The sequence below is a fragment of the Clostridium sp. AWRP genome (assembly GCF_004006395.2).
GTDB lineage: Bacteria > Bacillota > Clostridia > Clostridiales > Clostridiaceae > Clostridium_B.
On sequence record NZ_CP029758.2, the window covers coordinates 354502 to 367471 of the forward strand.

The following is a 12970-nucleotide window of genomic DNA, read 5'->3' on the forward strand; positions in this document are numbered from 1 at the left end:
TATTATGTATAAGTCATTTTTGTTTTATCCCATTTATCAATAAATCGCAGTATTTCTCTGTGATTTCACTTATAGATTTTTCGTGTTTCTTATATGTGGCATATCCTCTATAAAATTCCACTTCTGGTATATTGAGTTCTTCCATAATAAAATCTCTGAGAAGTACCATATTTCTAAATATATAAAATATTATAATGTTTTTATCTAAATCCTTGCGTATTAATTTTTTATCTTGAAATATATCTACTATATCTATGAACTCTTTTCGTTTCATTGGTAAATATGATTTAAATTCTTTGCTTTTACAGGCATGAAAAAGAAAACTAGCATAGTTGTAGTACATAAAATCAAATTCCAATACATGTAGTACAAGTTTTTTTGATAACGTTATAGCATCTAAATGCTCTTCTTCTGGTTTAAAGTTGGTTATATAAGCTAATTGCTTGCTTAAAGTATAGTCAATAAGAAAGATATATAGGTCTGTTTTGTTACTAAAATATCTGTAGAAGCTTCCCTTAGCAACTTTTAAATTAGTTATAATTCTATTTAGAGAAGATGAATCAAAATCGTGATTTGCAAATTCCTTGATAGATATTTTTATAATTTCTTCCTGCCGTTCTTTAGGTAAATTAAAAAAAGTTTTATTAGGCAAGGTTATCACCCCTAATCTTATAGTTGATGCAATTTAAGTAATCGGTTTCTAATTGTGTAATTGCATCAATAATAATTATAACATTTATGACCAAGTTTTCTAGTATTGACAATAAAAGCACATAGGTGGTATAATTTATTGAATTGACCGTATGGTCGCGACTTATCATTCTTATATTAGGAGGTGTATTATGCCAAACAAAGTTCTTAATGTTATAAGAGAAAAGGTACCTAATGCTGTTTCAAGAAAAAAAGTACCTATTATTTGTTTAGTTGTTGTAGTTATTATTGCATTAACAGTGTATTTTACAGCTTTTTCAAAGAGTAAAGAAAAAGAACCTACTGCTAGAAGTTATCCAGTAAAAACTGCTGAAATTAAAAGTGGAAGTTTTCCTATGACACTCCAATATGAAGGATTAACAGGAGGTAGTGAAGTTAGAAAATTATCTTTTAAGAGTTCAGCTAAAATTTCAAAGATATATGTATCAAAAGGTCAGCATGTAAAAAAAGGTGAAAAATTGGCAGACCTTGATAAAACTGATTTAAATTTTGCAGCACAAGCTTCTAAATCTCAAATGGATACAGCTTCAGCACAGTATAGTAAAGCAGTAAATGGAGCACAGCAGGAAGATATAAATAGAGCTCAAATAGCTGTACAAAATGCACAGGATAACAATAATTATTATAAAGATTTATATAATAAATATATTAAATTGAATCAAGCGGGAGCTATTTCAAATCAACAATTAAATGATACAAAGCTTCAGGTAGACAGCACTCAGAATGCATTAAACAGTGCCCAGCAAAGTCTGCAGCAGCTCCAAAATGGATCTAGACCAGAAGATAAACAAGCAGCCCTGGACCAATTAAATACAGCAAAAGCTGACTATGACTCAAAACAAAGTTTACTCAACGATGCTACTATGACTGCAGATATGGACGGTTATGTTGTTGATGTGTTAGGTAAAGAAGGAGAAATGCAGCAGGCAGGTGGCCCTGTAATATTATTTAGAAGTGAAAATCAAGTTATTACAGTAGGTTTATCACAAGATGATGTAAAGAAAGTAAAAGTTGGGACAAAGGCACAAGTAAATATTGGAGAGGATAAAGCACAAGGAGAAATTATAAATATAGTCCAAATGGCAGATAGTAAATCTGGGACATATAGTGCTGAAATCAAATTGTCTACTGCTATAGATGCTAGTAAATATTATGTAGGTGAAACTTCAACAGTTTATATAGACATGGGTCAAACGAATTCTATATCAATTCCAATTAGTTCAGTTTTAAATGATGGAGAGGATTATGTTTATGTAGTTGAGAACGGACATGCTGTTAAGAAAAACATAACTTTAGGTGATACTGATGAGGATAAAGTTTCAGTAGAGGGTCTAAAAGATGGAGATGAACTTGTAGTTCAAGGAATGAAAAACTTAAAATCAGGATATAAAGTTACAGTTAAATAGAAGGAGAATATAGTATGGGATTAATTAAAGCAGCTATAAAAAATAAAAAAATTGTATTATTTCTAGTGTGCATAATTATAGTTAGTGGCTTTTACTGTTATAGTGGAATCTCAAAACAGGAAACCCCAGATGTTGCATCTCCAGCAGCTATGATTACTACAGTTTATCCAGGTGCTTCACCTAGCGATATAGAAAAGTTGGTTACTAAAAAGGTTGAACAGAAAGCTGAAGAAGTTGATGGATGTGACTATGTACAATCTTATTCAGAAAGCAATGCATCAATAGTTATACTCTATTTAAACAATGATGCTGATGAAGATAAATCATGGAAAGATTTAAGAGATAAGATAAAAGATTTAAAATCTGACCTTCCAAGTGGATGTAATGATAGTGAAATTAATACTAATCTTACAGAGACAGCTGGCAGCATAATAAGCATATCAGGTAATAATTATTCTTATCAACAATTAGGAGATTATGCTGATGATATAAAGAAGGAGCTTCGTGATACTGAAGGTGTTTCTAGAATAGATGTAAAAGGTAAGCAGGATAGACAAGTAAAAGTAGATATAGATTGGAGTAAAATAAATAAATATCAAGTATCTGTAGCAGATGTATGTTCTGTATTAAAGGCACAGAATGTAGACATACCCTCAGGTTCCTTAAATTTGGTTACGGGTAAGATAAAGGTAAATACGCCGGGTATGTTTAGCTCACTGCATGATATAGAAAATACTGTTGTAGGAGTCTCAAGTAGTACGGGCGAAATGGTAAGAATTAAAGATATAGCAAAAGTATATATGGACTATGATGATGATTCAACTTATAAATTTACTGACAATGCTCAAAATGCAGTATTGCTTGCAACCTATTTTCAAAAAAATAAAAATATAATTCCAATAGGAAAGGATATAAAGAAAAAATTAGATACAATAAAAAAGGGAATGCCAAGTGATCTCAAAATAGATGAAGTTACTTTTCAACCTAAGGATGTAAGTGATTCTGTCTCATTTTTTATGAAAAATCTCAGAGATGGAATAATACTTGTAATCATAACTGTTCTTATAGGTATGGGTTTTAGAAATGCAATGGTAGTATCTGCAGTTATACCTATATCAATCTGCATGACTTTTGCTATTATGTATGCTCTTGGAATAAAAGTTGAACAGATGTCAACTACAGCACTTATTATAGCTCTTGGAATACTTGTTGATGATGCTATAGTAATAGGAGATGTCATACAGGTTGGAATAGACGATGGTATGGGAAGGGATGAAGCAGCCTTCAATGGTATAAAGAAGTTGTTTGTTCCAGTATTTACCTCTACATTAATTATAGTAGGAGCTTTTTTACCTCTACTTTCTATATCTGGAGTAGTAGGCAAATTTTTGAAGAGTTTACCACAGGTTGTTATAATATGTGTAATATGTTCTTACTTATGTGCGTTGTTTGTAACTCCAGCTATGTCTTCTTTGTTTTTTAGAAAGAGCAAGGAGAGCAAACGGAGAAATCCAATTCGTATGATGTTTGAGAATCTTTTAAAATATGGCCTTAAGCACAAGAAAACTATTATCGGGTCAGCGTTAGCTGTTTTTGCTGTGGCATTGATTTTAATTAAAACTCTTGGAATGCAGCTTTTCCCTTATGTTGATAAAAATATGATATATGTAGATGTTTCAAATGAAAAAGTTGCAGATATAAAAAGTACTAGTAAATTAGTGAAGCAAATAGAAGGTATATTAAAACAGCAAAAAGAAGTTACAGCTTATACTTCAGCTATAGGTGGTGGTATGCCTAAGTTTTATGTAACAATACCTACAGTTGCACCTGCTGATGATACAGCTCAAATTATGGTAAAAGTAGATTTAAATAAGACAAATAGATTTAAAACCAGGCAGGAGTTAGTAGAATATGTGCAGAATCAAATAGATAACAACATTTCAGGAGGTACAGCTACAGTAAAGCAACTTGAGGAAGCAATGCCTATAGGTGCACCGATACGTTTGCGACTTACTGGAGATGACTTGGATCAAATTCAGAAGGCTTCTGAAAAGATACAGCAGCAGCTAAAAAATATACCTGGAACTATGAATGTAAGAGATGATGCGGCTAAAAAGACTTATGAATATGAAGTAGATATAGATGAAAATAGAGCATCACAGCTTGGATTATTAAAATCGGATGTCCTGCAGCAGATTAATATTGCACTTAAAGGGTATAAGGCTTCTACTTATAGAAAAAATGGTAATGAATATGATATTATGGTCAAAACAAATATTTCATCTGTAGGAGATTTGAAAAACTTATATATTGAATCAAGCGTTACTAAGAATAAAATACCTTTATATGAAGTTGCATCTGTTAAACTTAACTCAGAGATAGATAAGATAACTCATTATAAAGAAGACAGAACTGTAACCATTTATAGTGATGTTAAAAGTGGATATAATTCAGTTAATATAGAAAAGGAATTAAAGCAAAAAATAGATGGAATGAGTATAGATCCAGTAAAAGTTATATATGATGGTGAAAAGGCTCAGATAAGTAAATATTTCACAAGTCTTGGTGTAGCAGGTGTACTCATTTTAGTAATAATATATGTGCTTTTGTTTATTCAATTTAAATCATTTGTACAACCACTTGTAATAATGTGTTCTTTGCCGCTGTCCCTTATAGGAGTTTCAATAGGACTTCATGCTTTTGGAATGAATCTGTCACTTACAGCTTTTATGGGTATAATAAGCTTAATTGGAGTTGTTATAAGAAATGCCATACTTCTTATTGAATATATAAACAATGGTAGAGAAGATGGGCTTTCTGTAGATGATGCTTGTATGTTTGCTGTAAGCCAAAGATTTAGGCCTATAATATTGAGTTCTACGGCAACTGTTACAGCACTTATACCACTGGCCTTTTCAGGAAGTGCATTGTTTGGCCCTATGTCAGTTGCCATGATGTGTGGACTTTTGACAGCTACATTCCTTACTTTTGTGGTAGTACCTGTAGTTTATTCTATGGTAAATACGAAATTAGGAAAAAATATTAAGAGTAAAGAAGTTATTACTGATTAAGAAATGCCATATATGGTTTTAGCTTAAAAATCAACTTATACGTAGAAACATTTGGAGTATAAGTTGATTTTTTGCTTAGAAACCCTATAGAGGTTTATTTTTGAGCTATTTCTACTCTTACAGATTTACCCTTGATAGTTTTGTGTTTAAGTCCATCGAGAACCATGGGGCCTTTTCCAGATAGTATATCCACGTAAGAAAAGTTATCCTGAATTTCTATTATGCCAACGTCCTCAGGATTAATACCATCAATGCTTGATATAGTCCCAGCAATATCCCCTGGCCTTATTTTTTTCTTTTTACCTGCACTTATATATATTTTTGTAATGTCCTTATTTAGTTTAGTGGATTTGTCTTTTTTTATCTTAGGAGCAGCTTTTAATTTTCCCTTGTATATATTTTTGCCTTTTTCCACTTCCTCTTTTGATGGAATTTCACCTTTTTCAATAGTAAGATGGAAGAATTTTTCTATTTCTTCTAGAAATCTATACTCTTTAGGTGTAACAAAAGTTATGGCAGTTCCACTTTTTCCGGCACGACCGGTTCTTCCTATTCTGTGAACATAACTTTCTTTTTCCATAGGAATATCATAGTTTATGATATGGGTTATATTTTCTACATCTATTCCACGGGCTGCAATATCTGTGCATACAAGAAAAATGAATTCTCCTCGTTTAAATCTTTTCATAACATCAATTCTTTCAGATTGAAGCATTCCTCCGTGAAGTCCACTGCAGGAATAACCTTTACCTTTCATTTCAAGTACAAGGTCTTCTACATTCTTCTTTGTTCTGCAAAATATCATACAACTTTCTGGTCTTTGAGTATATACTAGCTTATTTAACAAATCGAATTTTTTATACGCCTCTATCTGATAATATATTTGATTGATTCTATTTATTACAGGATTTTCGGCTTCTATTTCTATATTAACAGGGTTATTCATATATGCAGCACACAATTTAAGTATTTCCTGGGGAATGGTTGCAGAAAAAAGGAGAGTTACTCTATTTTTAGGCAGTTTGTCTAGGAGAGCTTTAACTTGGTCTATAAATCCCATATTTAACATTTCATCTGCTTCATCTATGATCAAATATTGTATTTTCTTCAGTGAAAGAGTACCTTTTTCTATATGATCTAGTGTTCTTCCTGGTGTTCCAACTACTACATGGGTTCTTTGTTTAAGTTCTTTTATCTGAGTTGTTATAGGCTCTTTTCCAAAGATTGCAGTACAATTTATTCTCTTAAATCTTCCTATATCGTAAAAGTCTTCTTTTATTTGTAGTGCAAGTTCTCTTGTAGGAGCAAGCACTAATACCTGAGGATTTTTTTCTTCAAGTTCTATTTTTTCGCAGATTGGTATAGCGAAAGCTGCTGTTTTCCCGCTGCCGGTTTGTGACTTTACTATAATATCTTTATTTTTAAAAATAAGTGGTATTACTTTTTCTTGAACCTGGGATGGATTTTTATATCCTAATTTTTCTATTGATTCTAATATATCTTCGCTTAATGCGAAATCTTTAAATTTTAGCTTATCCATAATCTTTTTACCTCGTATACTTTTATATTAACAACACTTATCATACTATTATGTGCTTATAATGTATAGGGGACTTAGTGAAATTTCAATTTACAATGCATGATGCACAATTAAGGATGATTTTCTTTCGTTAAGACTTCAGAAAATCTACCGAAATTGTGAACTGTGAACTGTGAATTGCGAATTATGGTATAATATTTACACGATACAAGTTGCAAAAAGGAAGGTCGAAAAATGGAGAGAAAAAAATTTTTAGATGTTGCTACTACAGAGAATAGCGAAAAATGGAAACAAAGCATTTCTAGAGAAAACAAATTGTATAAAAGAAACCATGAGCTCCGAAGTGAATTTTCAAGAGACTATAACAGAATATTGCATTCTACTTCATACAGGAGATTAAAACATAAAACTCAAGTATTTTTTGCAACAGATAATGACCATATATGTACAAGAATCGAACATGTAAACCATGTTTCTGCTGTGAGCTATACTATAGCCAACTATTTGGGTTTAAATACACAGCTTACTACAGCAATTGCCATTGGACATGATTTAGGACATACCCCTTTCGGACATGAAGGTGAAAAAATATTAGGAGATTTTTCTAAAGCACAATTAGGCAATGAATTCTGGCACGAAAAAAATAGCCTAAGGTTTGTAGATAAAATAGAAACTTTGCCAAACCCTGCGGGAAAACAAAGCAATCTTGATTTAACCTATGCTGTAAGAGATGGAATTGTATGTCATTGTGGAGAGGTAAGAGCAGAGCCAATTTTCCCAAGAAATCAGGTTGTAGATTTAAACGATATACAAAAAACATTACAAATATCTTCTTATACCTGGGAAGGTTGTGTTGTCAAAATAGCAGATAAAATATCCTACCTGGGGAGAGACATAGAAGATGCTTTTAAACTTGGAATATTAAAGAGAAGTCAATTAAAAGAACTATATAATATAACAAAAGATACTGTTGGTATACACAGTATAAGAGAAATAAACAATACGGTGCTCATGCACAATTTTATTGTAGATCTATGTCAAAATAGCAGTCCAGGTAATGGTATTGTATTGTCAAGCAAATATTTGATTTTTATTGATCTTGTAAAGAAATTTAATTATGAAAATATTTATAATCATGAAAGGCTTAATAATTTTAAAAATTATGTAAAATTAGTTTTAGATACGATATTAAATACTTTAATGGGTTATTATGATGGTGAAAAAACTTTAGATAAAATTAAAGACTTTAAAAGGATATATCCTTCGCTATATGAGGGATTTTCTGGATGGTTAAAAAAATATTGTATTCAATTTAAAGGAAGATGGAGAGATAATGAAAAAATTTATGATTTAAAGAATTATTGTGATTATATCCAGGCTATCATAGATTATACGTCTGGTATGACGGACAACTTTGCCATAAGAGTTTTTAATGAAATGTTGAGATTTTAATTGACAATATAAAGTTATGTGAGTAAAATATAATAAATTGATATATTGTCAAGAGGGAGTAGTTTGAAAGATAATGTCAACATATTGGTTCTAAAAACCTGGCATTATCCACAATTATGTGTAACGAGACTTTTGGTGTATTTAGTTTAATACACCAGGAGTCTTTTTTTATTTTTTACTTTAAGAGGAGGCGTTTAAAATGATTTTATCTGGTATTACTATGCTTTTGTCAGCTCTTTTAATTTATTTTAGCTGCGAATTTTTTGTTAATAGTATTGAATGGGTTGGCAAGGCTTTTAATATATCCAAAAATGCAGTAGGAACTGTACTTGCAGCCTTTGGTACTGCTTTACCTGAAAGCATTGTCACCTTAATTGCAGTAGTATTTGGAGCAAACTCAAGCCAAAAGGACATCGGAGTTGGTTCAGCTTTGGGAGGACCTCTTGTGCTGAGTACCATTGCTTATGCAGTGGTTGGAATAAGCATAATTATGTTTAGTAGTAAAAGAAAAATAGGAAAGCACATTAAAATCAATGCAAGAAAGTTGGGAAGAGACCAAATTTGGTTTATGTGTATTTTTGTGTTTAAAGTGGCATTGGGATTTGTAGCTTTTTCCATAAAGCACTGGTTGGGATTCTTATTCCTGGCTGTTTATATACTCTATTCTTATGGGGAATTAAAGGCAGATGCGGAAGAAACTGAAGAAAAACTTGAACCTTTAAAGATTAGTCCTAAAAATACGCATCCTACAAAAATTATGATTTTAGGTCAAACCATAGTATCTTTAATATTTATTTTTGCGGGTTCTCAAATATTCGTACACAATTTAGGCTCACTAAGCAGCCTTCTTGGGGTACCACCGCATATAATAGCATTGATACTCAGTCCTGTGGCAACAGAACTTCCAGAGACACTAAATGCAGTTATATGGGTAAGACAGGGAAAGGAAAATTTAGCACTTGCAAATATCAGTGGATCTATGATGATTCAAGCTACTGTGCCAAGTGCACTTGGAATTATTTTTACACCGTGGATGTTTGATAAAAGCCTGGCTCTTTCAGCTTTTATAACTTTTATAGCAATTTTACTTTTATGGCTAACTTTAAGGAAAAGCCATTTATCAGCTTGGAGATTATCGCTTAATGCTCTACTATATGTTGTTTTTATAGTTGGAATATTATTTATCAAAGGTGGCATATAGATTATTTTGTTTTTTAAAATTGGAAAATTAAACATTAAGTTAAAAAAATTAATTGTGGTAATGAAAAAGTTTATTTTAAAAGTTATTCAGGATAATTTATTGACATATAGTATATTTAAACTATAATGAAAATGTACTACAATTGGATAAATGGTAGCATTTTAATGGAATAAATTTACATATAAATGTTTACATTTTGCCTTGGTTTACCTATATAAGATATTCATAAGGAAATTGTTTTCGTCTCATTTTTTGCATTATGGAGGAATAGAAAATGGACATGATTGATCGTCAAATTGTAAAGTGCCTGCAGAAAAATGGTAGGATTTCAATAAAAAAATTGTCGGAAATAGTTTGTCTAACTCCTCCTGCGGTTGCAGAACGCATAAGAAAGCTTGAAGAAGCAGATGTTATTATGGGATATAGGGCTGTTATTAATCCACAGAAGATGGGAATGAATATAGAAGCTCTTATAAATATTACATTAAAAGCAGGTAAACGAAAAGAATTTATTGATTTTGTAAGAAAAAGTAAGTGTATAGTGAAGTGTTATCATGTTACAGGAGGTTTTTCTATGACTGTTAAAGTAATAGTGAAAGAGACATCCGAGTTAGAAACATTAGTAGGTAAAATTCAGCAGTATGGTAATACACAAACTCTTATTATTCTTTCTACTATTATTGAACATAAAGGAATTGTATAGATAATATTTTTAAAGTCTGGAAGAAAACCAGACTTTAAATTTTTGTGTTTATTATGCTTGTACAAGCTTTTTAGTATGTTCTTCTACCATTTCAGGAGTGATGTCAGTTCTTCTTGCAACTCCACTTTCTATGGCAGCTTTTGCTACGTAATATGCTACCTTTGGTGCTATCCTTGAGTCAAAAGCATCTGGTATAACATAATCTTCATTGAGTTCTTTTTCAGTTATTATATCTGCTATAGCACATGCAGCGGCTATTTTCATTTCTTCATTTATTTTTGATGCCCGTACATCAAGTGCTCCTCTAAATATTCCAGGAAATGCAAGAACATTATTTATTTGATTTGGGAAATCTGATCTTCCCGTACCAATTACTCTGGCACCTGCAGCTTTTGCTTCATCAGGATAGATTTCAGGCTTAGGATTGGCCATAGCGAAAATGAGGGGATCTTTAGCCATTGTTTTTATCATTTCAGGAGTAATTACTCCAGGAGCAGATACACCTATGAATACATCAGCTTCTTTTAGTACATCTTTAAGTGCACCTTTTATCATACTAGAATTTGTAACTTCTGCTAAGTCTTTTTTTGCAGCACTTAAATTTTCTCTATCTTTTGATATAGCACCTTTTCTATCACATACAATAATGTTTTTAACGCCTCTACTTACAAGTAGTTTTGCGATAGCTGTACCTGCGGCTCCTGCACCATTTATTATTACTTTTAAGTCTTCAAATTTTTTGTTTACTATTTTAAGCGCATTTATCATAGCAGCTAAAGTTACTACCGCTGTCCCGTGCTGGTCGTCATGAAAAACTGGTATATTGCAGACTTTTTTTAATTTATCTTCTATTTCAAAGCACTCAGGTGCTTTTATATCTTCTAGGTTTATTCCTCCAAATGTGGATTCTATTAATTTTACTGTTTCTACAATCTTGTCAGGATCTTTGCTATCAACACAAATAGGAAAAGCATCTACTCCTGCAAAAGTTTTAAATAGAATAGATTTACCTTCCATTACAGGTAAGCCAGCTGCAGCACCTATATTTCCAAGTCCCAAGACTGCACTGCCGTTAGTTACTACTGCTACATAATTTCCCTTAGAAGTATAATCGTATAAGGCATTATAGTCCTTGTTGATTTCAAGACATGGTTCAGCAACACCTGGAGTATATGCCAAACCTAGATCCTCTTTTGTTTTAACAGATACTTTACTCTTAAGTGCTATTTTACCTTCATGTTCTTTATGAAACTTTAATGCTTCTTCTTTTAAATTGTTCATATGTAAACCTCCTTATAATTAATTAGCTATAGAGTTTTTGATGGAAACCATATTTTAATTAATAGTTAATAATGAAGAATTAATAGTTAATTCTTCATTATTAATTCTTAACTGGCGAAGCTTTGCTTCGTAATTTTTTTATATATAAATCTAAGCTTAAATCAGAAATCCTATATTAGGCAAATTCATATTTTTTTAATTCCTTAGGTTCAGTCATACTTATAGGGTCTAGTATACGATCTAATTCAGATTTTTTTAAAATACCATTTTGAAGTATGATCTCTTTTACTGATTTTCCTGTTTTTATAGCATTTTTGGCAATTGAGGCAGCCTTTTCATATCCAACATAAGGTGTAATGGCAGTAACTATACCAACACTATTATCCACTAACTTCTTACATCTATTTGTATTTGCTGTTATACCTGAAATACAATTTTCTGTAAAAGTTTTTACGGCGTTAGTAAGGGTTTCTATGGATTCAAATAAATTGAAGAATATAACTGGCTCAAAGGCATTTAATTCCAGCTGACCAGCTTCAGCAGCCATTGTTATTGTAACATCATTTCCTATAATATTAAAGGCGACTTGAGTCATTACTTCTGGAATTACAGGGTTAACTTTTCCAGGCATTATGGAAGATCCATTTTGTTTTGGTGGAAGATTTATTTCCTCTAAACCTGTTCTTGGACCTGATGACATAAGCCTTAAATCATTTGCCATTTTGGATAAGTTAACGGCACAGGTTTTTATAGCGCCAGATACTGATACAAAACCATCTAAGTTTTGTGTGGCATCTATCAAATCATCAGCTTGTTCTAATTGTACACCAATAATATCACTGAGTATAGGTACTACTGTATTCATATATCTGTTATCTGCATTTATTCCAGTACCTATTGCAGTACCACCTAAATTTAATACTTCTAATTCTTTTTTTGCGGCCTCAAGTCTTGAAATATCTCGTTTTATAACGGAACTATAAGCTTTAAATTCTTGTCCTAATCTAATGGGAACTGCATCTTGAAGCTGAGTTCTTCCCATTTTTATAATATTATTGAATTCTTTTGCTTTTATTTCTAATGTCATATCTAATTTTTTTAGTTTTTCTATAGCTTTTAAAAGAAGTTTTAAAGCAGTTATCTTTCCTGCGGTTGGGAAGACATCATTTGTAGATTGTCCCATATTAACGTGATCATTAGGATGTACAATTGAGTAGTCTCCCTTTCTACCACCTAAAATTTCAATAGCTTCATTTGCAATTACTTCATTTGCATTCATGTTTGCAGAGGTACCAGCTCCACCTTGAATAGGGTCTAGTATGAATTGATCCTGCAAATTACCTCCCAGTATTTTATCACTAGCTTCAATTATTGCTTTTTCAATGTTTTCATTTAAAAGTCCTGCTTTGTAATTAGCTATAGCTGCTGCCTTTTTTATTTGAACAAGGCTTTTTACAAGCTCTGTATTTAATTTATATCCTGTTATATGAAAATTCTCAGATGCTCTCAATGTTTGAACCCCATAATAAGCCTCTGCAGGTACTTCCTTTGAACCGATGGAATCACTTTCAATTCTAAAATCCATAAATATTCCCCACCTTTATT

Annotated in this window: 9 protein-coding genes; 5 read left to right on the forward strand and 4 right to left on the reverse strand. The window is 31.7% G+C overall.

Translation table 11 applies throughout. From position 1 onward, the window contains the following. Window positions 1-13 precede the first annotated feature (13 nt). A complete protein-coding gene (locus DMR38_RS01665) occupies window positions 14-652 on the reverse strand; it encodes a TetR/AcrR family transcriptional regulator (protein WP_127719703.1) in 639 nt (212 codons plus the stop codon). A gap of 190 nt (window positions 653-842) precedes the next feature. Between DMR38_RS01665 and DMR38_RS01670 the strand changes: the two genes are divergently transcribed. Both DMR38_RS01670 and DMR38_RS01675 read left to right on the forward strand, forming a co-directional pair. Beyond that, window positions 843-2117 carry an efflux RND transporter periplasmic adaptor subunit gene (locus tag DMR38_RS01670; RefSeq protein WP_127719704.1) on the forward strand — a complete coding sequence of 425 codons (1275 nt, stop codon included), beginning with the start codon at window positions 843-845 and terminating at the stop codon, window positions 2115-2117. Window positions 2118-2131: 14 nt separating this feature from the next. After that, on the forward strand, window positions 2132-5188 hold the full coding sequence (locus DMR38_RS01675) for an efflux RND transporter permease subunit (protein ID WP_127719705.1): 3057 nt from the start codon (window positions 2132-2134) through the stop codon (window positions 5186-5188). Between the two features lie 94 nt (window positions 5189-5282). On the opposite strand, the gene DMR38_RS01680 is transcribed toward DMR38_RS01675, so the two are convergent. Continuing rightward, complete coding sequence (locus DMR38_RS01680) at window positions 5283-6728, reverse strand: DEAD/DEAH box helicase (protein ID WP_127719706.1); 1446 nt, start codon at window positions 6726-6728, stop codon at window positions 5283-5285. 234 nt (window positions 6729-6962) lie between these two features. On the opposite strand from DMR38_RS01680, the gene DMR38_RS01685 reads away from it, so the two are divergent. The 3 genes from DMR38_RS01685 (at window position 6963) to DMR38_RS01695 (ending at window position 10084) form a co-directional block, all read left to right on the forward strand. Beyond that, entirely contained in the window at window positions 6963-8180 is a 1218-nt protein-coding gene (locus tag DMR38_RS01685; RefSeq protein ID WP_127719707.1) for an HD domain-containing protein, read from the forward strand. A gap of 199 nt (window positions 8181-8379) precedes the next feature. After that, window positions 8380-9381 carry a sodium:calcium antiporter gene (locus DMR38_RS01690; protein ID WP_127719708.1) on the forward strand — a complete coding sequence of 334 codons (1002 nt, stop codon included), beginning with the start codon at window positions 8380-8382 and terminating at the stop codon, window positions 9379-9381. A gap of 274 nt (window positions 9382-9655) precedes the next feature. Beyond that, complete coding sequence (locus tag DMR38_RS01695; RefSeq protein ID WP_013237097.1) at window positions 9656-10084, forward strand: Lrp/AsnC family transcriptional regulator; 429 nt, start codon at window positions 9656-9658, stop codon at window positions 10082-10084. 51 nt (window positions 10085-10135) lie between these two features. Here DMR38_RS01695 and DMR38_RS01700 read toward each other — a convergent pair whose 3' ends face one another. Next, window positions 10136-11365 carry a malic enzyme-like NAD(P)-binding protein gene (locus tag DMR38_RS01700; RefSeq protein WP_127719709.1) on the reverse strand — a complete coding sequence of 410 codons (1230 nt, stop codon included), beginning with the start codon at window positions 11363-11365 and terminating at the stop codon, window positions 10136-10138. Window positions 11366-11540: 175 nt separating this feature from the next. Further along, window positions 11541-12950 (reverse strand): aspartate ammonia-lyase, encoded by a 1410-nt coding sequence (locus tag DMR38_RS01705; RefSeq protein WP_127719710.1) that lies wholly within the window; start codon window positions 12948-12950, stop codon window positions 11541-11543. Window positions 12951-12970: the final 20 nt, after the last annotated feature.